Annotated in this window: 26 protein-coding genes and 1 pseudogene; 13 read left to right on the top strand and 14 right to left on the bottom strand. The window is 70.3% G+C overall.

Annotated features, from left to right (window positions below):
* Positions 1-21: 21 nt before the first annotated feature.
* A complete protein-coding gene (locus EGM46_RS04875; protein WP_125099054.1) occupies positions 22-1,104 on the top strand; it encodes a pirin family protein in 1,083 nt (360 codons plus the stop codon).
* A gap of 51 nt (positions 1,105-1,155) precedes the next feature.
* Positions 1,156-1,464: pseudogene (locus tag EGM46_RS04870) on the top strand (GNAT family N-acetyltransferase); the annotation flags it as partial.
* A 214-nt stretch (positions 1,465-1,678) separates the two neighbouring features.
* Here the strand turns inward: EGM46_RS04870 and EGM46_RS04865 are convergent.
* Complete coding sequence (locus EGM46_RS04865; protein WP_125099052.1) at positions 1,679-2,326, bottom strand: NAD(P)H-binding protein; 648 nt, start codon at positions 2,324-2,326, stop codon at positions 1,679-1,681.
* A gap of 82 nt (positions 2,327-2,408) precedes the next feature.
* On the opposite strand from EGM46_RS04865, the gene EGM46_RS04860 reads away from it, so the two are divergent.
* The gene (locus EGM46_RS04860) at positions 2,409-2,948 is read left to right on the top strand and encodes a MarR family winged helix-turn-helix transcriptional regulator (RefSeq protein ID WP_125099051.1); all 540 of its coding nucleotides are present in this window, start codon (positions 2,409-2,411) and stop codon (positions 2,946-2,948) included.
* Between the two features lie 11 nt (positions 2,949-2,959).
* Complete coding sequence (locus EGM46_RS04855; protein ID WP_125099050.1) at positions 2,960-3,787, top strand: SDR family oxidoreductase; 828 nt, start codon at positions 2,960-2,962, stop codon at positions 3,785-3,787.
* A gap of 74 nt (positions 3,788-3,861) precedes the next feature.
* On the opposite strand, the gene EGM46_RS04850 is transcribed toward EGM46_RS04855, so the two are convergent.
* The 3 genes from EGM46_RS04850 to EGM46_RS04840 all read right to left on the bottom strand — a co-directional run bounded on the left by EGM46_RS04850 (position 3,862) and on the right by EGM46_RS04840 (position 6,054).
* Positions 3,862-4,440: a PACE efflux transporter gene (locus EGM46_RS04850; RefSeq protein ID WP_206427503.1), complete on the bottom strand. Its 579-nt coding sequence runs from the start codon at positions 4,438-4,440 to the stop codon at positions 3,862-3,864.
* A 118-nt stretch (positions 4,441-4,558) separates the two neighbouring features.
* Entirely contained in the window at positions 4,559-5,497 is a 939-nt protein-coding gene (locus EGM46_RS04845) for an EamA family transporter (protein WP_241156188.1), read from the bottom strand.
* Positions 5,494-6,054 (bottom strand): NADPH-dependent FMN reductase, encoded by a 561-nt coding sequence (locus EGM46_RS04840; protein WP_125099048.1) that lies wholly within the window; start codon positions 6,052-6,054, stop codon positions 5,494-5,496. The genes EGM46_RS04845 and EGM46_RS04840 overlap by 4 nt, the downstream gene beginning before the upstream one ends.
* A gap of 111 nt (positions 6,055-6,165) precedes the next feature.
* Here EGM46_RS04840 and EGM46_RS04835 point away from each other — a divergent pair, with 111 nt between their 5' ends.
* Entirely contained in the window at positions 6,166-7,071 is a 906-nt protein-coding gene (locus tag EGM46_RS04835; protein WP_125099047.1) for a LysR family transcriptional regulator, read from the top strand.
* Here the strand turns inward: EGM46_RS04835 and EGM46_RS04830 are convergent.
* Both EGM46_RS04830 and EGM46_RS04825 read right to left on the bottom strand, forming a co-directional pair.
* Positions 7,068-7,691, bottom strand: a complete 624-nt coding sequence (locus EGM46_RS04830) for a CueP family metal-binding protein (protein WP_125099046.1) — start codon at positions 7,689-7,691, stop codon at positions 7,068-7,070. The genes EGM46_RS04835 and EGM46_RS04830 overlap by 4 nt on opposite strands.
* A 50-nt stretch (positions 7,692-7,741) precedes the next feature.
* Positions 7,742-8,284 carry a TetR/AcrR family transcriptional regulator gene (locus EGM46_RS04825; protein WP_125099045.1) on the bottom strand — a complete coding sequence of 181 codons (543 nt, stop codon included), beginning with the start codon at positions 8,282-8,284 and terminating at the stop codon, positions 7,742-7,744.
* A gap of 81 nt (positions 8,285-8,365) precedes the next feature.
* Here EGM46_RS04825 and EGM46_RS04820 point away from each other — a divergent pair, with 81 nt between their 5' ends.
* Entirely contained in the window at positions 8,366-8,860 is a 495-nt protein-coding gene (locus EGM46_RS04820; protein ID WP_164512814.1) for an FBP domain-containing protein, read from the top strand.
* Positions 8,861-9,034: 174 nt separating this feature from the next.
* On the opposite strand, the gene EGM46_RS04815 is transcribed toward EGM46_RS04820, so the two are convergent.
* Positions 9,035-11,218, bottom strand: a complete 2,184-nt coding sequence (locus EGM46_RS04815; RefSeq protein ID WP_125099043.1) for a heavy metal translocating P-type ATPase — start codon at positions 11,216-11,218, stop codon at positions 9,035-9,037.
* Between the two features lie 191 nt (positions 11,219-11,409).
* On the opposite strand from EGM46_RS04815, the gene EGM46_RS04810 reads away from it, so the two are divergent.
* From EGM46_RS04810 to EGM46_RS04800, 3 genes are all read left to right on the top strand, one after another.
* Positions 11,410-12,066 (top strand): hypothetical protein, encoded by a 657-nt coding sequence (locus EGM46_RS04810; protein ID WP_241156187.1) that lies wholly within the window; start codon positions 11,410-11,412, stop codon positions 12,064-12,066.
* A 52-nt stretch (positions 12,067-12,118) separates the two neighbouring features.
* Positions 12,119-12,823: an SDR family NAD(P)-dependent oxidoreductase gene (locus EGM46_RS04805; RefSeq protein ID WP_125099042.1), complete on the top strand. Its 705-nt coding sequence runs from the start codon at positions 12,119-12,121 to the stop codon at positions 12,821-12,823.
* A 70-nt stretch (positions 12,824-12,893) separates the two neighbouring features.
* Positions 12,894-13,802, top strand: a complete 909-nt coding sequence (locus EGM46_RS04800; RefSeq protein ID WP_125099041.1) for a TIGR01777 family oxidoreductase — start codon at positions 12,894-12,896, stop codon at positions 13,800-13,802.
* Here EGM46_RS04800 and EGM46_RS04795 read toward each other — a convergent pair.
* Both EGM46_RS04795 and EGM46_RS04790 read right to left on the bottom strand, forming a co-directional pair.
* A complete protein-coding gene (locus EGM46_RS04795) occupies positions 13,772-15,133 on the bottom strand; it encodes a cryptochrome/photolyase family protein (protein WP_125099040.1) in 1,362 nt (453 codons plus the stop codon). The genes EGM46_RS04800 and EGM46_RS04795 overlap by 31 nt on opposite strands.
* Positions 15,130-15,681: a DUF1648 domain-containing protein gene (locus EGM46_RS04790; RefSeq protein ID WP_125099039.1), complete on the bottom strand. Its 552-nt coding sequence runs from the start codon at positions 15,679-15,681 to the stop codon at positions 15,130-15,132. Before EGM46_RS04790 ends, EGM46_RS04795 begins: the two co-directional genes overlap by 4 nt.
* 71 nt (positions 15,682-15,752) lie before the next feature.
* Here EGM46_RS04790 and EGM46_RS15190 point away from each other — a divergent pair, with 71 nt between their 5' ends.
* From EGM46_RS15190 to EGM46_RS04775, 4 genes are all read left to right on the top strand, one after another.
* Positions 15,753-16,346, top strand: a complete 594-nt coding sequence (locus tag EGM46_RS15190) for an alpha/beta fold hydrolase (protein WP_431194066.1) — start codon at positions 15,753-15,755, stop codon at positions 16,344-16,346.
* Positions 16,273-16,506: an alpha/beta fold hydrolase gene (locus tag EGM46_RS15185; RefSeq protein ID WP_431194065.1), complete on the top strand. Its 234-nt coding sequence runs from the start codon at positions 16,273-16,275 to the stop codon at positions 16,504-16,506. Before EGM46_RS15190 ends, EGM46_RS15185 begins: the two co-directional genes overlap by 74 nt.
* A gap of 181 nt (positions 16,507-16,687) precedes the next feature.
* Positions 16,688-17,332: an MIP/aquaporin family protein gene (locus EGM46_RS04780; RefSeq protein ID WP_125099150.1), complete on the top strand. Its 645-nt coding sequence runs from the start codon at positions 16,688-16,690 to the stop codon at positions 17,330-17,332.
* Complete coding sequence (locus tag EGM46_RS04775; protein WP_125099038.1) at positions 17,224-17,880, top strand: Fur family transcriptional regulator; 657 nt, start codon at positions 17,224-17,226, stop codon at positions 17,878-17,880. The genes EGM46_RS04780 and EGM46_RS04775 overlap by 109 nt, the downstream gene beginning before the upstream one ends.
* Here EGM46_RS04775 and EGM46_RS04770 read toward each other — a convergent pair.
* The 5 genes from EGM46_RS04770 to EGM46_RS04750 all read right to left on the bottom strand — a co-directional run bounded on the left by EGM46_RS04770 (position 17,860) and on the right by EGM46_RS04750 (position 22,398).
* Positions 17,860-18,555 carry a transglutaminase-like domain-containing protein gene (locus tag EGM46_RS04770; protein ID WP_125099037.1) on the bottom strand — a complete coding sequence of 232 codons (696 nt, stop codon included), beginning with the start codon at positions 18,553-18,555 and terminating at the stop codon, positions 17,860-17,862. The genes EGM46_RS04775 and EGM46_RS04770 overlap by 21 nt on opposite strands.
* 48 nt (positions 18,556-18,603) lie before the next feature.
* Positions 18,604-19,479, bottom strand: a complete 876-nt coding sequence (locus tag EGM46_RS04765) for a helix-turn-helix domain-containing protein (RefSeq protein ID WP_125099036.1) — start codon at positions 19,477-19,479, stop codon at positions 18,604-18,606.
* Positions 19,464-19,820, bottom strand: a complete 357-nt coding sequence (locus tag EGM46_RS04760) for a DUF1801 domain-containing protein (RefSeq protein ID WP_125099035.1) — start codon at positions 19,818-19,820, stop codon at positions 19,464-19,466. Before EGM46_RS04760 ends, EGM46_RS04765 begins: the two co-directional genes overlap by 16 nt.
* 58 nt (positions 19,821-19,878) lie before the next feature.
* Complete coding sequence (locus EGM46_RS04755) at positions 19,879-20,079, bottom strand: hypothetical protein (protein WP_125099034.1); 201 nt, start codon at positions 20,077-20,079, stop codon at positions 19,879-19,881.
* Between the two features lie 1,737 nt (positions 20,080-21,816).
* Positions 21,817-22,398 carry an HNH endonuclease gene (locus EGM46_RS04750; protein ID WP_206427502.1) on the bottom strand — a complete coding sequence of 194 codons (582 nt, stop codon included), beginning with the start codon at positions 22,396-22,398 and terminating at the stop codon, positions 21,817-21,819.
* Positions 22,399-23,433 lie beyond the last annotated feature (1,035 nt).

The following is a 23,433-nucleotide window of genomic DNA, read 5'->3' as shown; positions in this document are numbered from 1 at the left end:
CGGCGTCCGGAGGGAGTCCCGATGAGCAACCCAGAGGCTGCGCCAGAGGAAACGCTGTGCGCTGATCGTGAGCGCGCCAGCGCGGCGCAGCAGCCGATGATCATCGAGCCCCGGGACGTACCGCTCGGCGGTGTGCGCGCGATGTCGGTGCGGCGCACCCTGCCCCAGCGTGCGCGGTCGTTCGTTGGTGCGTGGTGCTTCCTCGACCACTACGGGCCCGATGACGTCGCCCACTCCGGCGGCATGGACGTCGCCGCGCATCCGCACACGGGGCTGCAGACGGTCAGCTGGCTGTTCTCCGGCGAGATCGAGCACCGCGACAGCGCCGGGCACCACGCGTTCGTGCGCCCCGGCGAGCTGAACCTCATGACGGCCGGCCGCGGGATCAGCCACTCGGAGCGTTCCACGGCGGCCACGACCGTGCTGCACGGCGCACAGCTGTGGGTGGCGCTCCCGCGGGACGCGGCCGACACCGATCCGGGGTTCGCGCACTACGAGCCGCCGGTCAAGCGCGGCCTCGGCTGGGCAGCGCAGGTGTTCCTCGGCGAGCTGCTCGGCGAGGCGTCCCCGGTGCCAACGTTCTCCCCGCTCGTCGGCGCCGAGCTGCGGCTCGAGCCCGGCGCGGTACTGCCGCTCCGGGTGAGCCCAGCGTTCGAACACGCCGTGCTCGTGGACGCCGGCGCGGTCTCGCTCACCCGCGGCAGCGGGGAGCACGCGCAGCAGCTCGCGATCGCCCCGGCCGAGCTCGGCTTCGCACCGCTCGGCGTCGACACGATCTGCCTCACCACCGGGCCCGACGGGGCGCGCGTCCTCCTCATCGGCGGCGAGCCGCTGGGCGAGGAGCTGATCATGTGGTGGAACTTCATGGGCCGCAGCCACGAGGACATCGCGCGTGCGCGCGCCGACTGGCAGGGCAGGATCGCTGCCGCGGGGGTCCCCGATCCGGCGGTGACCGCCCCGTCGGCGAGCCACCCGGGCGCGGAGCTCAGCCATGTGGCGCCCGTCGACCCGCACCGCTTCGCGCTCCCGGACGATGAGCCGGCCCCGCCGCTGCCCGCGCCGCCGCTGCCGATCACGAGGCTCGTGCCGCGCAGGCAGCCGTAGCGCGGCCGGCGCACTACGCACCACTTCCCCACGCACAACCGAAGGAGATCACAGATGAGCGAGCAGATTCAGGTGCTCCACGAGGCCGCGAAGCAGCGGTTTGCCATCACCGTCGATGGCGCGCTCGCCGGCTTCACCGAGTACCGCAGCCGAGCGGGCGGCACACGCCGCGACTTCGTGCACACCGAGATCGATCCGGCGTTTGGTGGCCGCGGGCTGGGCGGCACGCTCGTGTCCGCCGCGCTGGAGCAGACGCGCACCGAGGGCCTCGTCATCATCCCGCGCTGCCCGTTCGTTGCGGCGTGGCTGCGCCGCCACCCCGAGTTCGAGGGAACGATCGAGTGGCCTGAGGCGCCGTAGCCGCCGCCCACCCCACCCCACCGTCCCCACCTCCCCATCCCACCCCCACCTCCCCTTCCGGATCGGGGTCACTTGGGCAGGGTGTCGGCGGCCCCACGAGCGCGACACCCTGCCTGAGTGACCCCGATCCGGTGAGCGAGGGGGTGGGCGGGCGGCGTGGTGGCCGGCGGGCGGGGCGGGGGCGGGGCGGGGGTGGGGACGGCGGGCGGCTGGCTCAGCGCGCAGCGAGGGCGTGCATGATCGGCGTCTCGCCGTCGTTGAAGCGAATCGTGCGGCGCGCCGTGCCAGGGTCGGCGAGCACCGCGGCGATCACCGCGGCGACGTTCGCCCGCGACACCGAGCCGGACTCCGCCGCACGCGCGTCGATGCGGCCACTCCCCTCCTCCTCGGTGAGCGTGCTCGGCCCGAGCACCGTCCAGTCGAGGGCGGTGCTGCGCAGGTGCTCGTCGGCGGCGGCCTTCGCCTCGGCGTACGGGAAGAACGAGTGGTCGGCCGGGACCCCGTGATCCGGCGCGGCGCCGAAGTACGACACCATGATGAAGCGCGGCACCCCGGCGAGCGCCGACGCGGTCATCGTGCGGATCGCGGCGTCCTGATCCACCGCGCGCGTGCGCGCCGGATTGCCGCCGCCCGCGCCGGCCGACCACACCACGGCGTCGTGCCCGATGATGAGCTCGGCGAGCGCGTGCTCGTCGAGCGTCTCGACGTCGGCGACGTGCGGCGTTGCGCCGGCGGCGGCGACCGCAGCTGTCTGCTCCGACGAGCGGATGACCGCGGTGACCTGATCACCGCGCGCGGCCAGGATCGGTTCGGTGAGAAGTGCGACGCGGCCGTGGCCGCCAAACAAGATGATGCGTGCCATGGGGCCACCCTAGGCGCGGTTCCTGAACATCGCGAGCACAATATAGTTGCCTCGGGCAACTATTGGGCGTAGAGTGCGAGGCATGGTGCACGATTCACCGCGCAATCTCCCCGATCAGGGCGCTCTTGGCACGGCCTCGATCCCGCTCGAGCACGCCACCCCGATTCCCAGCACCGGTGACACCGGGGCGGTGCTGCTCGCACTGACGCGGCTCATCTCGCACTGGTCGTCGCCGGAGATGCAGCGCGGGGTCACCGCGGCCGCCGGCATCTCCCTCGACCCCGTCGCGGTGCGCGCGCTGTACCTGCTCGGCATCGCGGCGGGCGACACGACCCCGAGCGCGCTCGCGAGCGACCTTCGCCTCAGCCGCCCGTCGACCTCGAAGCTCATCACCCGCATGGAGGCGCAGGGACTCCTCGCCCGCTCCGCCACACCCCGCGATCGGCGCTCGGTGCGGATCTCGCTCTCGGCGCAGGGGCAGGAGATTTTCGCGGAGCTCTTCCGCGCGGGCGTCGCGATGATCACGGCGGCGACGCTCGAGTGGGATCCGCGCGACCGCCAGGCACTCACCGCATTGCTTCCCCGCTTCGCCGCGGGGCTGCTCACCACACCCCCTCAGTGAAAGGAACACGTATGTCCCGCACCTATGTTGTCACCGGCGCAGCCTCCGGGATCGGCAAGACCACCACGCAGCTGCTGCGCGACGCAGGCAACACCGTGATCGGCGTCGATCTGCAGGGCGTCGAGGTGTCCGGCGATCTCTCGACTCACGAGGGTCGGCTCGCCGCAGCCGAGGCGGCCACGAAGCTCGCCGGCGGCACCGTCGACGCGGTCATCGCCTGCGCCGGCCTCGCGATCCCGAAGGTGATCACGGCCTCGGTGAACTACTTCGGCATGACCGAGTTCCTCGAGGCGATGCAGCCGGCGCTCACGCGTTCGGCGGCGCCGCGCGTTGCGCTCATCTCCTCGATGGCGTCGCTGCAGCCCGTCGCGCCCCCGCTCGTTGAGGCGCTCCTCAGCGACGACGAGGCGGCGGCGCGCGCGATCGCCGAGCAGCTGGCGAGCGACCCGCAGACCGGCAACCTCATCTACTCGTCCTCGAAGCAGGCGATCTCTCGCTGGGTGCGCCGCGAGGCGCCGACGGCGCGCTGGGCCGGCGCGGGGATCCCCGTGAACGCGGTCGGCCCAGGCACCGTGGTCACGCCGATGACGCAGGAGCTGCTCGCGAGCGAGGAGGGCCGTGCGCTCGTCGATCGCTCGGTGCCGATGCCGCTGAATTCGCACCAGCCGCCGGAGAGCATCGCGAACCTGCTGATCTGGCTCACCTCGGAGCAGAACACGCACTGCTGCGGGCAGACGATCTACTGCGACGGCGGGGCCGACGCCGTGCTGCGCGGCGACGACGTGTGGTCGTGGAACGAGCAGGGCATTCGCGATACCTTCGCGAAGATCATGGGCTAGGCGCGCAGCGCAGACGCCGGGGGCGCTGATCGGGATCACCCCGAGCAGCGCCCCCTGGCGTCTGCCGCGCGGCCTTAGTGCGCCTCGGCCCCCGTGAGGGCCGACGCCGGCAGGCCGAACACGCGGTCGAACGCCCAGGTATAGACGACGGTGAACACGAGGAAGAAGATCAGCAGGCCGCCCTCGAGCAGGATCGCCTCGATGAGCCCCAGCCCGAGCATGAACATGACGAGGGGGATCGTGAAGACGAGCACGCCGCCCTCGTAGCCGATGGCGTGGAGCGCGCGGGAGCCGACGCCGCGGCCCGTCGCGCCCGTGCGGCGCTCGATCGCCTCGAAGATCGTGTTCCAGACGTAGTTCCAGATGGTCGCCGTGGTGGACAGCAGCACGGCGGTGAGGGTCGACTGCCCGCCTCCGTGGCCGAGCAGCGAGCTCAGCACCACGACGGTGAAGAGCACGCTGAGCCCCTCGTAGCCCGCGACGAAGGCGACGCGGCGCAGCACCGGGCGCGCCTGGAAGAAGCGGAGCTGGCGCTCGGCCGGTGCCGCGCCAGCGATGCGGAGCGTCGCGGTATCGACGGCCTCGACGAGGGTGTCTGCGACGGTGGACAGGGTGGGCGCGAACGCGCTTGAGGTGTGGCCGGTGGCGGTCACGGTATCACTCCAGTTGGATCCGCCGCCCGCGGAGCGCCCGGAGTGGACACTCATACTTTGCGCGGATACGGCAGCGAGATAAAGGTATCACAACTGATTTCGTTGCAGAAGTGGGGAATCACGACTCTTTCAGTTGCAATTCCCGTTTCCCGGCGAGCTGTCCGCCCACCAGCGCGAGCAGCGTGAGCGCGAGACCGAGCACCTGCCATGCGGAAAACTCGGCGTGCAGCACGAGCACGTCGATGCTGATCGCGACCACGGGCGAGAGCAGACCGAGAAACGACGCCGCGGCGATCGGGATCCGCGCGAGCCCGCCGAACCACAGCGTGTAAGAGATCAGCCCGCCGAAGAGCGCCAGCCACAGGTACCCGCCGAGCGCCGGCCCGTCGATCCCCGCGGGGATCCCCTCGAACGCGAGCGCCGGCACGAGCAGCATGAGTCCGCCAGCGGTGAGCTGCCACCCCGTGAATGCCACGGGGCCCACCCCGGCCGGCCTCCCCCACCGCTTCGCGAGGATCAGGCCGAGCGCGAGCGAGACGGCGGTGCCGAGCGCGGCCAGGATCCCGATCGGATCGAGTCGCGCCTGCGGCGTGAGGGTGATGAGCGCGACGCCGCCGACGCCGAGCGCGCCGAAGGCGAGCCGCGCTGGCGACACCGCGTCGCCGAGCAGCACGCGCGCGAGCACCGCGACAATGATGGGCTGCAGCGCGCCGACCGTCGCGGCGACGCCGCCGGGCAGCCGCTCGGCCGCGACGAAGAGGAGCGGGAAGAACACCCCGATGAAGAGCGCACCGAGCACGAGCGTGCGCCCCCACCACCGGCCGCGCGGCAGCACGCGGGTGCAGGCGAGCACCACGAGCCCCGCGGGAAGCGCGCGCACGAGCGAGGCGAAGAGCGGGTGCCCGGCCGGCAGGAACTCCGTGGTCACGAAGTACGTGGTGCCCCAGATCATGGGGGCGAGCGCGGTGAGCGCGGTCGCGGCCCCGATCCCGCGCCCGGCCCCGGCACGCGTCGCGGGGCTCGGCCGAGCGGGCGACTGCGCCGGCGCGGCGCTCACGAGCGCACCGCCGCCCGCGCGTGCAGCGCGACGTGCGCGAGGAAGCGGTTCGACCACCCCTCGAGGAACGCGCGCGTTCCCGCGTCGGCGATGCGCCCCGCGTCGTCGAGCATGCCGTCGTGCCACCGCAGGTACACCTCGGGCTGCGCGAGCGTCGGGGCGTCGAGGAACGCGAGCCCGGCGCGCAGCTGCTGCTGCGCGAGCGCCGTGCCGATCGTGCCAGGCGATGCGCCGACGATGCCGACCGGCAGGCCGGCGAAGATGTTCTCGCCCCACGGGCGCGAGCCCCACTCGAGCGCGTTCTTCAGCGCGGCGGGGATCGCACGGTTGTACTCCGGCGTCGCGATCACGAGCCCATCGAGCCCGCGCACGAGCTCCTTGAACGCCCGCGCTGCCGCGGGGTGGTCGGCGTCGGCGTCCCGCCCGTACACGGGCAGCTCGGTGATTTCGACCGGGACGAGCTCCGCGCGCCCGTCGATGAGGTGGGCGAGCGCCCCGAGCAGCGCCGTGTTGATCGAGTCGCTCGCGATGCTGCCGCTCAGCAGTCCGATACGCATGGGTCTCCGTTTCCGCCGGAGCACCTCCCCGGCGTTCCCATCCTCGGGGTGGAAGACTCATGAGTCCAACGCATAGTTGACATGCAATCAATCGTGATTCACGATTGATCGGTGGAACTCCAACAGCTCAGGTACGTGGTGGCGGTCGCCGAGACGAAGCACTTCACGCGCGCCGCGGAGCAGTGCCACGTCGTGCAGTCGGCGCTCAGCCACCAGGTCGCCGTGCTCGAGCGCGAGCTCGGCTACGCGCTCTTCGCGCGCACGAGCCGCAGGGTGGCGCTCACCCCGGCGGGCGAGGCGTTCCTCCCGCACGCGCTCGCGGCGCTCGACGCCGCCGCGAGCGCCGCGAGCGCCGGGGCCGCGGCGACCGGTGAGATTCGCGGCACGCTGACCATCGGCACGATTCCCACCACCGGCACGGTCGACGTGCCCGCCGCACTCGCCGAGTTCCGCGCGCGCTACCCCGCGGTGCGGATCACCCTGCGAACACACCACAGCGACCGGCTCATCGAGCGCGTGCGGGCCGGTCGCATCGACGTCGCCGTGCTCGGCCTGCCTGAACCGACGCTGCCGGAGGACGTTGGGGCTGCGCTCCTCGGCGCGGAGCTGCTCATGGGCGTCGTGAGCCGCGCACACCGGCTCGCCGGACGCAGGCGCGTGCCACTCGCACAGCTCACCGCGGAGCCCTTCGTCGACTTCCCAGCAGGCTCACCGGCCCGGGCGCAGAGCGACCGGGCGTTCGCGAGTGCGGGGCTTGAACGCGACGTCCAGTTCGAAAGCAGCGCGCTCGACTCGTCACTGCGCCTCATCGAAGCTGGGCTCGCCGTCGGGCTGCTCCCCGCGGTGGTCGCGCAGCGCGAGTCGCACCGGATCGCCGCGTTCTCGGTCTCGCCGACGCCGCGGCGGCACGAGGTGCTCATCTGGAACGCGTTCAACCCGTCGCCTGCCGCCGAGCGATTCCGCGAGATCCTGCTGGCGCAGCGCGCGGCCGGGGAGCAGCGTGTCGCACGCCCCTAGCTGAGCTGCAGCGTGGTGATGCAGGTGGGGTCTTCCGCCCCCGTGCGCACGGTCTCCGTTGCGGTCTCGCCGTCCGCGGTGATCTCGACGGTGAACTCGCCGTCGCGCGGCAGCCACACGCCGGTGAAGCCGTTGTCCGCCGTGGTGCGCGCCTCGTCGACGATCACGTTCCCGCTCGCCGCGTCGGTGATCCGGAGCTGGATCTCGGTGTTCTGCAGCTCGCCGAGGCAGGACGTCGGCACGTGGAACGTGCAGGGGTGCGTCTGCGTGCGGTAGGGCGCGACCGAGAGATAGAACTGGTCGTCCGCGACCGGGACGATGAGTTCACCGGCCTGCTCGGGCTGCACCTTCACTTCCGTCGGCATGACCTGCGCGACAAACCCCTCCGGCCGGTCAGCGACCGGCAGCGATTCGAGTCCGTCGACGAGCGCAACCGGGTCGCTCGCGTCGATGCCGAGCTCGGCCAGCACGGCGGCGGCGCCCGCGGCAGCGCCCGTGCTCTCGCTCGCGGCGGCCGACTGGCCGGCCCCCGGCGCGGCCGAACAGCCGGCGAGCAGCACGGTCGCGGCGATCGCCGTGGCAACGAGGACGGGGCGCACACGCGCGGCTGAGATACCCATACCCGGTATCGTGTCAGCGAAAGCTGAAGGACGCCTGCACGCGACGCGCGCTACTGGGTCACGCCCCGCTCCGCGCCGACGATCTCGACGACGCGCGCGACGCCGTAGCGCTCCGGTGCCACCCGGCGCATGCCGGCGAGCGCGATGCCAAGGAGCACCACCCGATCCGCCTCGGGCTCCGTCAGATCGGGATCGGCCCCGCGCAGCGCGTCGACGAGCTCCGCGAGGGTGCCGGCGAAGACCTCGCCGAACTCCGGCACCCGCAGCGCGTGCGCCAGCGCGTCGGCCCAGAGCCCGAGCTCCGCCGCGCGGTCCTCGTCCAGGTGGTTCGCGAAGAACTCGGGAACGGCCGCGGCCCCCGCTCCCCCGACCGCAGCGGAGAACTCCGCGAGGTTCCCCGCGACGTAGTGCCGCCAGGCGAGCCCGGTGAGCTCGGTGACCGAGGCGAAGTGCTGGTGCACGAGCCCCGGCGAGCCGCCCACCGCCTGCGCGACCGAGCGGGCCGACACCGCGGCGAAACCGTCGGCGCGGATCACCGCGAGCGCGGCGTCGATCATCGCAGCGCGGCGCTCCTCGCGTGGCAGGTAGGCCATGGATCCTCGCTTCCCCGGTGGACGAATCCAGCCTAGTCCACTAATCTGTACAGTCGTACAGATTTAACCGAAGGAGAGCCAGTGCCCCCGCACACCCTGAGCGAGCTTCGCGCCGCGCTCGGCAACATCGACCAGCCGACCCGGCGCACCGTGCGCATGTCGGCCCGCCCGCCGCGGCCGGCCTGGAGCGAGCGCGACTTCCTCGGCTGGCGCGACCCGAGCGCCCTGCAGCGCGGCTACCTGTTCACCGCGCACGGCGGCCCGCTGCGCGGGATCATGCTCACCACCACGCGCACCCGCACCGCGGCTGGCCGCGCGGTGATGTGCGAGCTCTGCCGGATCCCGCGCCGCTTCGAGCAGGTGTCGCTCTTCGTCGCGCCGACCGGGCTCGCCGAGCGCCGCATGTCGACCATCGGCACGTACCTCTGCGTCGATCTCGACTGCAACGCGCGCGTCAACGCGCTCCGACCGCTCACGCCGCTCGATCCGCCGGCGGAGGAGCTCGTCGCCGCGCACCGCGCGGAGCTCGCGTCCCGCGCGGCCGCGTTCATCGACGGAGTCCTCACCCCGGGCTAGCCCGGGGCCTGCCGCCCCGGCCCCCGCCCGCACCCGGGCCCACCGCCCCCGCCCGCAGCCCTTGCTCACTCCGGTCCAATCTCCCATTTAGTGCGGGGTTGATCCGGATCGGGGGCCCAGATCCGAATCAGAGTCGCTGCGATTTGGGGGGGCGGGGGCGGGGCCAGCCGGAGCCTAGGCCGGGACCGGAGCCTGGGCCGTGGCCGGGGGCGCCGAGTCGAGAATCTCGCGCGTCACCACATCCGGGCGCAGGTCGAGCCGGCGCAGCAGCTGCGCGTTGAGCGCCACCACGATGGTCGACAGCGACATCAGGATTGCGCCAACCGACATCGGCAGCACGAACCCGATGGGAGCCAGCACGCCGGCTGCGAGCGGCACCGACACCAGGTTGTAGCCAGCCGCCCACCACAGGTTCTGCCGCATCTTGCGGTAGGCAGCCTGCGACAGCCGGATCACCGACAGCACCGAACGCGGATCGTCGCTCGCGAGGATCACGCCGGCCGAGGCGATCGCCACGTCCGTTCCCGCGCCGATCGCGAGCCCAACGTCGGCCTGCGCGAGCGCCGGCGCATCGTTCACGCCGTCGCCCACCATCGCCACGCGCCGCCCCTCGGCCTGCAGCTCCTGCACCTTCGCCGCCTTGTCCTCCGGCCGCACGCCAGCGAACACGCGATCGATACCGAGCTCGGCCGCCACGGTGTGCGCCACCGCCGGGGCGTCGCCCGTAATCATCACGACACTGACCCCGAGCGCGTGGAGCGCGTCAACCGCTTCACGCGACTCCGGGCGGATCTCATCGCTCAGCGCGAGCGCGCCGACCACCACGCCGTCCCGCAGCACGTGCAGGATGATCGCGCCCCGCTCGCGCCACGGCACGACGGCCGACAACTCCTCGACCCCCTCCTCGGCGAGCAGGTAGGGCCCGCCCACGCGAATGCGCGCGCCGTCCACGGTCGCGGTCACCCCGACCGCGGGCGACGACGCGAAGCCCGAGGACGCCGGAACCGCAAGGCCCCGATCCCGCGCAGCTCGCACGATCGCCTTCGCGAGCGGGTGCTCGCTCTCCGCCTCGGCCGCTGCGGCGAGCGCGAGCACGCCGTCCGCGTCGAGTCCGCCGCTCGCCTCGGCGATGGCCACCTCGGACACCGTCGGCTCACCCTTCGTGAGCGTTCCGGTCTTGTCGAACAGCACGGCGTCGACGACGCGCATGCTCTCGAGGGCGAGTCGATCCTTCACGAGCACCCCGCCGCGCGCCGCGCGCTCCGTCGCGATCGACACGACGAGCGGGATCGCGAGGCCAAGCGCGTGCGGGCACGCGATCACGAGCACGGTGATGGTGCGCACGACGGCCTCGTCCGGCTGGCCGAAGAGGGTCCAAGCGATCGCCGTGAGCACCGCGGCCCCGAGGGCGAACCAGAACAGCCACCCCGCCGCCGTGTCGGCGAGGCGCTGCGCGCGCGAGGACGAGTTCTGCGCCTCCGTGACGAGGCGCTGGATCCCGGCGAGCGCCGTATCGTCGCCCGTCGCGGTGACCTCGACGCGCAGTCCGGAGTCCGTGGCGACCGTGCCCGCGGTGACGCGGTCCCCCGGCTCGCGGGTGACCGTGCGCGATTCGCCCGTCACCATCGACTCGTCCATGGCCGCGCGCCCCGCAACGACCCGGCCGTCGGCCGGCACGCTCGCGCCCGGCCGCACCACGACCAGGTCGCCAACGCGCAGTTCACTGGGGGCGACGACGACGATCTCGCCGTCTTCCACGCGCTCCGCGGTGTCCGGGAGCAGGGCGGCGAGCGAGTCGAGCGCCGAGGTGGTTTGCGCGAGCGAGCGCATCTCCACCCAGTGCCCGAGCAGCATGATGACGATCAGCAGGGCGAGCTCCCACCAGAAGTCGAGCTGGTGATCGAGGAGGCCGAGGCTGGCGCCCCACGATGCGAGGAACGCCACGGTGATCGCGAGGCCGATCAGGAGCATCATGCCGGGCTTCCGCGCACGGATCTCGTCGACCGCGCCGCTCAGGAACGGCCGGCCACCCCACACGTACATGACGGTGCCGAGGATCGGTGGCACCCAGGTCAGCCACGGCCAGGCGGGCAGCTCGTAGCCAAGAATCATCGCGAACATGCCGGAGAGCGCGGCCGTCGGGATCGCGAGCGCGAGCATGATCCAGAACAGGCGCCGGAACTGGGCGACGTGGTCACCATGGCCGCCGTGCGATCCGTGGCCGGCGTGCGCATCGTGCGCGTCGTGATCGGCGTGCGCGTCGTGATCGGCGTGCGCGGTATCCCCCGCGTGATCAGCGTGCGCATCATGGCCGGCGTGCGCATCCGGGTGCGGCGTGTGGGTGTCGGTCATCGTCATCCCTTTCCTCATCGGACCGAGCGTGGCTGCCCGGCTCCCAGTGCAACGAAATACCCCCTGGGGGTATTCCCGCTTGCTCGTTTTTGCCGCCTTACCAGCCATTCTGCCTTCCGCCGATGCTCCGGTCTAGTCCGCTCCGCCGACCGGAGCGGACTAGGGTGGAGGCACCCCGATCCCCGCCAGGAGGCACTATGAGCCAGGATTTCCCGCGCAGGCGCGCCATCCGCATCGCCGGGGTGCTCGGCGGCCTCGCCGTCATCGTCGTGGTGATCTGGCTCGACGTCGCCACCGGCATCTGGCAGGACCTCGTCGTCCTGTCCGGGCTCGCCGCCGGCCTCGTCACGTTCCTGCTCACCGTGCTCGTCGTCGACCGCGTGGTGGCGCGCTCCACCGCCCGCCGCTGGGCGCCGGTCACGCGGCTGGCCCTCACCGAGTTCCTCCACGACCTCGCCGACGACGAGCAGAGCGAGATCGCGCGCGGCACCGTCGTGCCGCGCAGCCTCTCGGGCCTCGATCCCGATCTGCCCGAGCCCGCCTGGCCAGCCGAGCTTGCGGCGCTCCGCGAGCGGGTGGTCGCCGAGCGACAGTTGCTCTCGCGCGCGCTCGGCCGGTGGGTGGAGTTCCTCGCGGCGAGCGCCGACACGGCCGACGCGCTGCGGAGCGTTGCGAGCATCGCGCTGCAGCTCGACCGCGTGCGCGATCAGGCGCTGGAGCTCGAGCGCGCGCCCAGCGCACGCGGGCGCACCGCCCTGAACCGCGAGATCGACGCGTGCAACGCGCACTTCACGGCGCTCGTCACCGAGCTTCGCGCGCAGATCGCCGCGACCGATCGCACACCGACGCACTGAGCCGCACCGGCACCACGCCGCGCGCGAGGACGGCTGTGCCATACTGCGATCCATGCGTATTCTCCTCGTCGGCGCGAGCCGCGGTCTCGGCCGAGCACTCATGACCGCCCTCACCGCCGACGGGCACGAGGTGTGGGGCGTCGCACGCGCCGTGCCGCAGGCCGCGTCGCACCCGGAGCGCTGGATCGCGGCCGACTTCAGCGATCCCGGAGCGGCGGCCGACGCCGTCGCCGCGGCCGCGCCAGCGACGCTCGACGCCGTGCTCTACAACCTCGGCGTGTGGGAACCCGCGGCGTTCAGCGACGAGTACCGCTTCACCGAGGAGCGCGACGAGACCACCCTCGGCCTCCTCGCAGCGAACATCGCTGGTCCCCTCCTCCTGCTTCAGCGTCTGCTGCCGCGGCTCCTCGGCAGCGCCCGGCCGCGCGTAATTCTCACCGGCTCGACCTCCGCGCTGCCGCGGAGCGGGCGGCCAGAGCTCGCATTTGGCGCGTCGAAGACGGCGCTGAACGGGATCGCTGACGCGCTGCGCGAGCACTACCGCCAGGACCGGCTCGCCGTGACCACGCTGCAGCTCGGCTACCTCAACACCGAGGACGAACTGTCGGTGCCGCGCGAGACCGCAGCGCAGCGCGGGGCGGGCACCCTCATCCCGGTCCACGACGTGGTCGACGTGGTGCGCACGGTGCTCGGCCTGTCGAGTGCCACGTTCGTGCGCGAACTGGTGCTCCCGGCGATCCTGGATGACCGGTTCTAGCTGAGCGAGTACGCTGAAGCCCACCGCGGGGCGGTCACCGCGCCGCGGCGATGGGCACGGAGGAGGGGCTATGCAGCGGGATCGGGTGATCATTGCCGGAGCATCGGGGCTGATCGGCGGGGCATTGAGCGCCGCGCTGCGTGCCGACGGCGTGGCCGTCGAGCGCCTGGTGCGGCGCGCGCCGCGCGCCGCAGACGAGACGGAGTGGCGGCCGGGGGCTGCGCCGCTTGATCCAGAGCTGCTTCGCGGCGCGACCGCGATCGTCAACCTGTGCGGGGCGAGCATCGGGCGCCTCCCGTGGACCCCGCGCTATCAGCGCGAACTGCGCGCGTCACGCCTCGACCCGACGCGCACGATCGCCGCGGCGGCGCGACAGCTGGGGGCTGACGCCCCACACATCGTCTCCGCCTCGGCCGTCGGTTTCTACGGGGACCGGCCGGGCGAGCGCCTCACGGAAACCAGCGCGGTCGGCACCACGTTTCTCGCGGAGCTCTCCGCCGAGTGGGAGCGCGCGGCGCGGGAGGCTGGCGACGCGGCGCCGCTCGCGCTCATCCGCACCGCCCCGGTGCTGCACCCCGAGAGCGTCCTGAAGCCGATGATCCTGCTCACCCGCTTCGGGCTCGGCGGCCCGCTCGGCGGCGGCGAACAGATCTGGCCGTGGATCTCGCTGCGCGACGAGGTGCGCGCGATCCGCCACATCATCGATCATCGGCTGACGGGCCCGGTCAACCTGTCCGGGCCGAAGCCCGCGAGCGCGAACGAGATCGGTCGGGCGCTCGCCGCAGAACTCCACCGGCCGTTCCTCGTGCCGGCGCCGCGGTGGGCGCTGCGCCTCGGGCTCGGTCGCGCTGCCGCGGACTCACTGCTCCTCTCCGACGCGAACGTTGTCCCCGCAGCGCTCCTCGACTCAGGATTCACCTTCACCTCGGAGACCGCGGAGCACGCGGTTCAGCTGGCGCTCGGTCCCGCGGCAGCCTGACCGCCGCCGCGCACCTGATCGTAGGCCGCGAGCGCCCGGGCGCGGCTCGCGCGTAGATCCACAATCTCTGGCGTAAGCAGGCTCTCCGGGGCCCACCGTGCGACGTAGCCACCCGCGGGGTCGAAGCGCTGCTGCTGCGTGAGCGGGTTGAAGATGCGAAAGTAGGGCGCGGCGTCCGCGCCGCAGCCGGCCACCCACTGCCAGTTGAACGGGTTGCTCGCCGCGTCGGCGTCCACCAGCGTGTCCCAGAACCAGGCCTCGCCCACCCGCCAGTCGATGAGCAGATTCTTCGTCAGGAAGGACGCCGCCACCATGCGCACCCGGTTGTGCATGAACCCCGTCGCCCACAGCTCGCGCATGCCGGCGTCGACGAGCGGAAATCCGGTCTCGCCGCGCTGCCAGGCGGCGAGCTCGAATCCGGGCTCCGTGCGCCAGGGGAAGGCGTCGAACTGCGCGTTCAGGCCGCAACGGTGGAGGTCCTGCGCGTGGAACGCGGTGTGCCACGCGAACTCGCGCCAGCCCAGCTCCGAGAGGAACATCCCGGCGTCCACCCCGGCCGACAGCGCGCGGTGCCAGACGGTGCGCGGGCTCACCTCACCCCAGCGCAGGTGGGGCGACAGTTCCGAGCCGGACTCGGTGTCCGGAAAGTCGCGTTCGGCGGCGTAGCGTTCGGCGCGCTCGGTGAGGAAGCGTTCGAGCCCGGCCTCCGCTGCGGCCTCGCCGGGCACCCACCGCGCCGCAAGGCCGCCGGCCCAGTCCGGCCTGGTGGGCAGCAGCGCCCAGTCGGTGAGCTCGTCACTGCGCGGCTGCGTCTCGGCCGCGGTGAGCGCTGCCGGGGCAGGAAGGGGGGCCGCTGGCGGCGGGCCGGCCAGGCACGCGCGCCAGAACGCCGAGTACACGCGGTAGGCCGTGCCCTGCCCCGTGACCACGGAGCCCGGCTCGAACAGTACCCCGCCGGGGAACGAGTGCGTCGCGATCCCGCGCTCACGGAGCGTCGCCTTGAGCGCGGCGTCCCCCGCGCGCTCGGCGCCGTAGCGCCGGTTCCAGAGCACCCGGCTCGCGCCGCTCTCGGCGAGCAGCTCGGGAATCACGCGCGCCGCAGCCCCCCGCCGCAGCACGAGCGGCACCCCGAGTTCGGCCAGGCGCTCCCCGAGCGCCAGGAGCGAGTGGTGCAGCCACCACCGTGCCGCGCCACCGAGCGGCCGCACCCCGGGCGACTCCTCGTCGAGCACGTACGCGACCACCACCCCGCCGGGGTCGTCGGCCGCTGCGGCGAGTGCTGGGTGATCGGCGGTCCGGAGGTCATCACGGAGCCACACGAGCGTGGTCATGCGCGCACCGCCTCCGGGATCCGGAACATCCTCGCGACGCCCACCCCGAGCGACACGAAGATCCCACCGCCGGCCGCCGCGATCAGCCAGCCAACCGTGATCGGCGCGAGTGAGCTGAACAGGATGCCGCTGAACAGCACCGCGAGGCACAGGAGCAGCCACACCATCATCTGCTCGCCGTTGCGATAGTGCTCCTGCGCGTTCTCCCTGGTGACGGTCGACGGGTAGTTGAACCAGGCCGGGTGCGCGGAGAGCCACGCGACTCCGAACACCACCGCTGCCCCAATGCCCACCAGGAGGAAGATGCTCGATTTCGGCCCCCACGCATCGGGCTCCCCGCTCAGCCCGAAGTGCACGGGTACCTCCTCGGGGAGGCTCGGGTAGCTCAGCAGCGCCGCCGCGATCGTGAGCACCATCACCCCCACCGCAACCCAGCGCAGCACGCGAGTCACCGTTCCCGTCGTGTAGGTCCGCGCGGGACGCCCGCGCGGCGCACCCGTCTCGATCGGCCCGGTCTCCGGGCTCTGTTCCGGGCTCGCGTCGCTCATCCAGCCACACTAACAAGGACGGCTGGAACGGTGCCAACCGCTGCGGCCACCGCATTCGCTAGGGTGTCTGCATGAGCGGGAGCGATCGGCGCACACGGCTGGGCGACATCGAGATCGCCGTCAGCGACACCCCGGGGCCGGCCGGCCTCACCTTCGTCCTCGTCCACGGCATCGGCATGGGACGCGCGACGTTCGCGGGTGTCGGGGCCGAGCTCGCCGCGCGCGGCCGCGTGCTCGCCCTCGACCTCCCCGGCTTCGGCGACTCCCCCGAGCCGGGCAGCGAGACCACGATCGAGGAGACCGGCGAGCTCCTTGCCCGCTTCATTCGCGCGGAAACCTCCGGCCCGGTGATCCTCGTCGGCCACTCCATGGGCACGCAGGTGGTCGCGGAGGTGGCGCTCCACCACCCGGAGCTCGTCGCCGGCCTCGCGCTGATCGCCCCCCACCGTGAACCGGCACGAGCGAACGGCGCTGCGGCAGGCGGCGCGCATGCTGCAGGATCTGGCCGGGGAGAGCCCGAAGGTGATCCTCACCGGGCTCTGGGAGTATCTGCACACGAGTCCACGCTGGTTCATTGCGAAGCTGCGTGTGATGCTGCGGCACCGGCTCGAGCGCGTCTGCCCGCGGCTCACCACGCCGGCGCTCGTGCTGCGCGGCGAGACTGATCGCGTGTGCCCGCGCGGCTGGGTGCGCGAGGTCGCCGACGCGATCCCGCACGCGCGCATGGCGGAGATCGACGGGCGCGGTCACGAGGCCATCATCAAGAGCCCACAGCCCGTCGCGTCACTGCTCATCGAGTTCAGCGAGACACTGCACACGCACTAATTTCGCAGTTCCCAGGAAACTTTTCCCAGCTCACGCGCAGTTTTTTGGATTGCGGGATCCGGAGCTGAGAATTTCCCGCTCGGCACACTGGCTCGAATTGGCTACTGTTCCCAGGTATTTATCAGAATGGGTCGCTGCGCGCACGCTGGAGCGGCTCACGCCCGAGAGAAAGCCTGATCCCGTGCTTACTGTTGCTCGCAACGTTGCCGCCGAAACGCTCGGCACGTTCCTGTTCGTGTTCGCCATCATCACCGCCATCGCGAACGCTGGCGATCTCACCCCGTTCGCCGTGGGTCTCGCGCTCATGGTGCTCGTCTACGCGTTCGGCCACATCTCCGGCGGCCACTTCAACCCCGCAGTGTCGCTCGGCGCGCTCGTGCGCGGCGCGCTCAGCGCACGCGACTTCGTGTTCTACGTCGTCGGCCAGGCGGTCGGTGCCGCCGTCGCCGTCGCCGTCGCAGCACTCGTCGTGCCGCCGGCCACCGAGGCCGTGCAGATCGACCTCCTCCCGGCGTTCGTCGCCGAGCTCGTCGTCACCTTCACCCTCGTCACCGTGGTGCTCAACGTCGCCACCTCGAAGGACCACCCGAACAACTCCTTCTACGGCCTCGCGATCGGTGCGACCGTGCTCGTCGGCGCACTCGCAGTCGGCCCGATCAGCGGCGGCGGCTTCAACCCGGCCGTGGCGCTCGGGCTCGCGATCAACGGCACCTTCGCGTGGTCGAACTTCTGGCTCTACCTCCTCGCTCCGCTCGTCGGCGGCCTGCTCGCTGGCCTCGTGTTCCGCGCGCTGAACGCGGACGATCGCATCACCCAGGAGGCGTAACACTGTCCCCTGCGCGTCGAGACGGGGCCGCGGCTGATCGCCGCGGCCCCGTTCGCGCTGCCGGCACGCACGCCGAGCTCCTCCGCGCGCACGGGCTCCGCGTCACCGCCGGCCGCGAGGCGGCCCTCGCATACCTCGCGGACCACCCGCACAGCTCCGCCGCGGCGATCCACCGCGGCGTGACGCCCGAACTTCCCTCCCTCACGCAGCAGTCGGTGCACAACATCGTGCAGGATCTCGCCGCGGTGGGGATCCTGCAGCGCATCAGCCCGCCGGCCTCGAGTGCGGCGCTCTACGAGATCGCTGACGACGCCGCGCATCACCACGTCCAGTGCGTGCACTGCGGCAGCGTGGTCGACGTGCCAGCGGCGAAGCTCCCCGCCCCCGCCGCCGCGCGCGATGGCGCCGACGGCATGACCATCATCGGCGTCGAGGTGACCTACCTCGGGGTCTGCGCGGCCTGCGGCGCGGCGTCACCCGGCAGCGCGGGATCAGACAGCAGCGCGGGATCAGACAGCGGCGCGGGATCAACCAGCCGCGCGGATTGAGGCCACCCGCCGGTTCATCCGCGGCCGCACCACCGAGCGATAGATCACGCCGCGCAGGCCCGTCAGGTTTGCCCCGTATCTCGCGTAGAACGCATCTGGATCGTCGAACACCCCGAAGTCCCGGTTGACGCCGGTCTGCTGAATCGCCGTGTCCGCTCCGCACCACGCGATCGGCGGATCAGCGAGGTTCTCCGTACCGACCCCGTAACCGAGGAACGCGCCAGACACGCGAACCCGGCGCCGCAGCCCGGCGAGGTACGGCGCGTCGAGGATCACTCCCTCAAGGCCCACCCAGGCTCCGTCAACTTCGACCTCCGCCCAGGAGTGCAGGATGCTCTCCGGTGCGAGCCGGTATGCCACACCGCGCACGATGCCGCGCTGAAGCCGCTTGTGGATCGTGGCGCCGTGAAACCTGGTGGGGATCCCGAGCGCGCGAAGCAGCGCCATCAGCAGCGTCGTCTTCGTGTTGCACTGCCCGTAGCCGTCGCTCAGCACCTCCGACGCCGCGCGATCGTCCGACAGGTTGTAGCCGAACGGGAGTTCGCGCACGAAGTCGTAGGCGGCGGCGATCCGCGCATCGCGATCCAGCGCTGCCCACCCTCGCGCAGCGAGCAGGGACTGGATCGACGGGTGATCGAAGTCGAGCACCGGGGTTGCGTTCAGGTGTGTGTCCATGACGGCAACGCTATGGGGGCGCACGCGTCGCGGTCTTGAACGTTGCGGCTATTCTGTGGCGCCGGTGTCGGCGCCGGTGCCGGTGCCGGTACTCCCGGCTGCCGCGTCGCGTGGCGCCCGTTCCGCCCAGCTCCCCTCCGAGACCCGCATGCCGAGCAGCGCCGAGGGCGGCAGCCCAAAGTTCCGCTTGAACACGCGGCTGAGGTGTGCGCCGTCGCTGAATCCGCCGGCCGCCGCGGCCTCGGAAATCCCGCGCGCCCCGCCCGCGATGGTCTCGACCGCGAGGCGGATCCGCACCCACAGCACGTAGCGACGAAACGGGATGCCGGTCTCCGCCGAAAAACGGTGGGTGAGCCGCGACGGCGAGAGGCTCGCGTCAGCGGCGGCGCGCGCGAGGCGAACCTCGCCGTGTGGCGCGGCACGCTCGATGTGGCGGAGCGCAGCGCGCACCTCGGACGACGGCGTCGGCGCCTGCACCAGGCCGGGCACCACCGCGGCGAGCATGGCCTCAGCGAGCTCGGCTGGCTCCGCCCCGGCGCTGGACGCTCCCGCGAGCGCGTGCTCCGCAGCGTGCAGGTGAGCTGGGGTGGCGCTCGCGGCGTCGCGCAGGGCGCGGCCACGTGGCCCGAACGGTTCAACGAGCAGCAGGAGGAGCGGCTGCGGCGCGCACCTGACCTCATGCGGGATCCCGCTCAGGATCAGGGCTGCGCGCGTCTCCCGGCGGTGCGGCACGCCGCCGCCCGGCTCGCCCGCTGGTGGCCGCGTCGCGAGGATCAGCGGTTCGCGCTCGGCACTCATCAGCTGCACGGCATGGTGCGCGTGCCACGCCGCATCGCCGCCCAGCCCCTGAAACAGCACCGCGCCAGGGAAGAGCGTCAACGTGCCCGACCAGGGCTGCACTGGCTCCGTCAGAACAGCTCCCACGCGCGCGCGAGGTACTCGCCCACCCGCTTGTCGGCGACGTCGCTCGCCCGGTCGAGCCGCACGTGCTTGCGGCCGGACTTCCCGCCGACGCCGGCGAGATGTCCGTGCGGGTCGTCGAGGTGCGCTGCGCCGTTGATCTCCACGCTCACGTGCCGCGTGTACGCGAAGATCCCCGCGAAGGCCGCGCCATCGATCAGGTAGTGCAGACCGCCGTACTTGAAGGTCTCCTCGGCGTCTGCGAAGCGCGTGCGAAAGATCTCGCGCACCTCCGTCACGATGCGGAACCGCTCGTCGCCGTCCTGCTCGAGCCCGGCGAGAAACTGCGCAATGCGTTCATCCATGGTGGCTGCCTTTCGTCGGGGAGGTGCGGGTAGTGTGCAGCGCTCAGCCGCGCCGGGATCAGCGCTCGCCCTTCCGGAGCCGGATGATGCTCTGCACCGTCATGCCGAGACCGGCGAGCCCGATGAGTACCGCGAACGCGCCCGATACGACGTGCAGCTCAAGAAACATGAACCCGAGTACCGCGAGGACGATGAGGACGATGCCCAGCGGGAGCAGGATCTTCGGGGACGGGAGCTGCGGCGTCTCGTGCTGAGTCATGCTGAACATTGTAGATCACCTATGCGTCGCCGATGCCTCTGGTCTCGACCGAGCAACCAACCGCGCGGACCTCCTACCAGCAGCGCTGTCGCGCCCAGAGCAGGACCGTTCCTTGTCGCTATCCAGATAATGTCCGGCACTTCAGTCGGGCACTTCTTGAACGCCATGGTGAGTGAGACGGGCGCGAGCCCAGAGTGCCGGGACCGGCGACACTGAGTCTCTCCTCACACTCACAGCGGACAGCAGGGGCCTCGCCACCCAGATACTGAGCGTCCTCCAAGAAGGGACTACGACCAGCCTGGCCAAAGGTTCTGGAAGCGAGGATTGAGGCCTAGCTCAACAATTCCTTCTGCACGCTGGCAGCCTCGGTCCAGAATGTCCTCCACTTGGCCTCGTTGCGACGAGTATCGCTCGAGAATCTCCCCAACGTCTCCGGCCCTCACCAGTACCCTCGCACAACTCCAAACTGACGATTTCAGCTCATCGGCCGTAATCGGCACAGGGACGGGTGTTCCCCCAATTAGGAACGATGGTGCAGAACCACTTGCAGTAGCACGAAGAAGCTCTTCATCTCCTTTGGCAAACCATTCCTCAGCGCTAGACAGCTCTAGAGAGCCCGAGTAGGCGCGTTCCACTCGAGCAGCGAGCAAGCCACGCGCAACATTCCCGTGAAGCTCTTGGAACACAGATAGCCGGTCTGCCCCGCCAGTCGCTTCCGCTAGGGCTGAGCTGTATCGCCCCCAATCGTGGAGAAGTGGCGACCAGTGGGGCTCAAATCGCTCGTACACTCGAGCCGCAGCCGCGAAAGCAACGAGACGTGGTACTGCCTGCCCGCTGAACCATCTTGCATCAGCCGCGTGAAAGCCCCCGACAAGCCCCCCGAGAGAATCGTGCATGAAGCGTGATGGCAGTCTCTCTGCAAGATCCTGAAGAGGATTCTCAGGGGCGATCTGCCGTCGCACTTGCATCTCAAGCGCCCAACAAAGGAGGAACCCGTCAAACACTTGATTTGGACTTCGCCAACCTTGAGGATGCTCAGCGAACACTGGGGAATCAAGGTCGAGATCGCTACTCTGCACCAGTGGGTTTCCTCTCCGAGAGCCTCTTCCTCCAAACAAACAAAGAGGGCTTCGTCCAGGTTAGAGGGCTCGCGATTCCCTCACGAACGCTCCGAACCGAGGTGGCCCCGGTGTTCGGCACAGAGAGTCTGAAGTTCTGAATAGGGACGAGAGCTCACTGACTGGACAATGACGACAGAAGACACCCGTTCGCAACCACAATGTCGCCCAATTCCGCCACAAGATGTCGAGGCACGAGCCTCGAACGGGTGCTTTCCCGGAAGTTCCGAGTAGTTTGCTGCTCCCGCACCAGCCAGTTGAATGGCAGACACATAGTGACTTGTCCCACAGTCGGAGTTGCCTTTCCAAAGGGCTACGCGTTGGCGAGATTTCTTCGTCATGCTTGGTGGCCCGCCTACTGGAACGTTGATTTTCGTTGAAAGCCGACCGCCCTACGACAGCAGGCGCGGCGCGATCTGGTCACCCGTGATCCAGCAGCTTGGGATCGTCTTGCGCGAGCGCTCACCGCCATTGACGCACGAGTGACGCAGTGGGAGCGCTGGCGTGACGACCGCGGCGCGGCATTGGCACCGGCGGCGTGTTCGCAGCGGTCTGTACGGTCCTCTACCTGGCGCTCACACTGCCGGCAAGTTCGCTCGAGCGCTGATACTGCGTGGAATCACCGCGCCGCTGCCGTGATCTCCGCACGAATGCGCGCCGCAACCGATTCAGCCTCCTGCATCGCACCGAGCACCGTCGCGTGGTGCTGCCAATGCAGCTGCCAGAGCTGGGGAGTCACGAGCGACTCGAAATCCACGCAGGTGGGTTCCCGCCAGCGCTCGTAGTCCTCAAGCCGAAGCGCCCGCTGCGCGAGGTCTGCGATACCACGGGTCTTCGGGGAGAGCGGCGCGGCACTCAGCATCCAGGCCTTCCAGGGTTTATTCCCCTTGCTCTGATTGCATTTGCCACAGGCCGGCACCAGATTCTGAATCTCTGAGATGAACCCGGTCGGACGTTGGTTGACCACGAGGGGCCGGAGATGATCCCACTCAGTGCTCGTGCCGCCGCAATACGAGCACGACACCTCGGCCACCATGCCCAAGACCTCAAGCGCATCTCGGATCTCCGACGCCGTCGGCGCGATCACGGGAATCACACCGTTCACGAACGAATTGGTGATACTTGACGCTCGGGCGGTGATCCTCACTGGCTTCGGCATCGCGAAGAGCTTCAGCAGGCGGACGTCGTCATCGAAACTCACTCACGAACCATAGCAAAGTGGAGGAGCTTACAGCGGAGGGCCTCTGATACCGACAAGTCCCTCGCTGGAGAGCGCAGCGGAGACTCACCGCCGAGCGGCTAGAGAACAAATGCCCGTTGCTCCCCACTACATCGGCGGGGCTTTTCCCTGGACGGGGACCAGCCCCCCGGAAGTTGCACTTTCGAAGAGATGAGGATCCGCAGTGCAACACTCACCGGACTTGAGGAGAGACGTTGCGCAAGTCCGCTCCTCATGGAGTGGCATCCCGGCAGCTCGCTCCCGACACTGCCGAACACGACGAGGGCGCCCTACGCCATTTCGGCAGAAGTGGGCCGTTGCCCCTGCCGCTCTGGGCTCGTTCAGCGAGGGATACAAAAGAACCCCCACGAGTAGAAGCCTCATGGGGGTTCGGTGAAGGCGTAATACTCCTTCGTGGCTCCGACCGGCATCGATCCGGTGACCTTTCGATTTAGAAGTACACCATATCGAGAGATTGTGCGGGATGCCAGGTTCTTCGCTTTATGCAGATCAGATTTGCTTTCCAATGACCGGAGCTTGTTTTAGTCTTCCGGGAATGTGCGGGATAGATGCGGGATACCCACCAGTTTCAAGACACCAGAACACGAAGGTTCCAGGATCAAGCATTTCGGCTTGCTCAGACCGAAGAGCGCAAATGGTGGAGCCACAAACAACGCACGACGGTGGAAACTGGATTGACTCATAGTTTTCGTTCATGCTTCTAGATGCAGAAGCCTGCGCAGTTGCAGCCCCGATGCCCCGTTATTCCTGGCAGGAATAACGGGGCATGCGCATCTCCACCCGCTTATTCCTGTCGGGAATAAGCGGGAAGGCCCACTCCGCGATCCGCTGAGGAAGCCACGTGCCGGCTATTCCATATGGGGACCAGGAGCCGTTGTTCCCGCGGGAGCAACGGAGCATGCTTACTCCTGTCAGGAGTAAGCATGAACAACCAGAGCCCAGACCTTCCCTGCGAGCATCTCCCGCGCTCAGAGTGGTGCCCCGTAAAGTGGTGTA

The organism is Leucobacter chromiireducens, from assembly GCF_003917135.1.
Taxonomy (GTDB): domain Bacteria; phylum Actinomycetota; class Actinomycetes; order Actinomycetales; family Microbacteriaceae; genus Leucobacter; species Leucobacter chromiireducens_A.
Note: the sequence above shows the minus strand (reverse complement) of the source record. Positions and strands in the feature narration are given on the sequence as shown.

Bases quoted from the DNA above. Each gene is read 5' to 3' on its own strand.
- EGM46_RS04805 (WP_125099042.1), top strand. From the start codon at position 12,119: ATGCGTATTCTCCTCGTCGGCGCGAGCCGCGGTCTCGGCCGAGCACTC.
- EGM46_RS04810 (WP_241156187.1), top strand. From the start codon at position 11,410: ATGAGCCAGGATTTCCCGCGCAGGCGCGCCATCCGCATCGCCGGGGTG.
- EGM46_RS04800 (WP_125099041.1), top strand. From the start codon at position 12,894: ATGCAGCGGGATCGGGTGATCATTGCCGGAGCATCGGGGCTGATCGGC.
- EGM46_RS04875 (WP_125099054.1), top strand. From the start codon at position 22: ATGAGCAACCCAGAGGCTGCGCCAGAGGAAACGCTGTGCGCTGATCGT.
- EGM46_RS04790 (WP_125099039.1), bottom strand. From the start codon at position 15,681: ATGAGCGACGCGAGCCCGGAACAGAGCCCGGAGACCGGGCCGATCGAG.
- EGM46_RS15190 (WP_431194066.1), top strand. From the start codon at position 15,753: ATGAGCGGGAGCGATCGGCGCACACGGCTGGGCGACATCGAGATCGCC.
- EGM46_RS04760 (WP_125099035.1), bottom strand. From the start codon at position 19,820: ATGGATGAACGCATTGCGCAGTTTCTCGCCGGGCTCGAGCAGGACGGC.
- EGM46_RS04770 (WP_125099037.1), bottom strand. From the start codon at position 18,555: ATGGACACACACCTGAACGCAACCCCGGTGCTCGACTTCGATCACCCG.
- EGM46_RS04860 (WP_125099051.1), top strand. From the start codon at position 2,409: ATGGTGCACGATTCACCGCGCAATCTCCCCGATCAGGGCGCTCTTGGC.
- EGM46_RS04865 (WP_125099052.1), bottom strand. From the start codon at position 2,326: ATGGCACGCATCATCTTGTTTGGCGGCCACGGCCGCGTCGCACTTCTC.
- EGM46_RS04840 (WP_125099048.1), bottom strand. From the start codon at position 6,054: ATGCGTATCGGACTGCTGAGCGGCAGCATCGCGAGCGACTCGATCAAC.
- EGM46_RS04755 (WP_125099034.1), bottom strand. From the start codon at position 20,079: ATGACTCAGCACGAGACGCCGCAGCTCCCGTCCCCGAAGATCCTGCTC.
- EGM46_RS04830 (WP_125099046.1), bottom strand. From the start codon at position 7,691: ATGGGTATCTCAGCCGCGCGTGTGCGCCCCGTCCTCGTTGCCACGGCG.
- EGM46_RS04825 (WP_125099045.1), bottom strand. From the start codon at position 8,284: ATGGCCTACCTGCCACGCGAGGAGCGCCGCGCTGCGATGATCGACGCC.
- EGM46_RS15185 (WP_431194065.1), top strand. From the start codon at position 16,273: ATGCTGCGGCACCGGCTCGAGCGCGTCTGCCCGCGGCTCACCACGCCG.
- EGM46_RS04815 (WP_125099043.1), bottom strand. From the start codon at position 11,218: ATGACGATGACCGACACCCACACGCCGCACCCGGATGCGCACGCCGGC.
- EGM46_RS04855 (WP_125099050.1), top strand. From the start codon at position 2,960: ATGTCCCGCACCTATGTTGTCACCGGCGCAGCCTCCGGGATCGGCAAG.
- EGM46_RS04795 (WP_125099040.1), bottom strand. From the start codon at position 15,133: ATGACCACGCTCGTGTGGCTCCGTGATGACCTCCGGACCGCCGATCAC.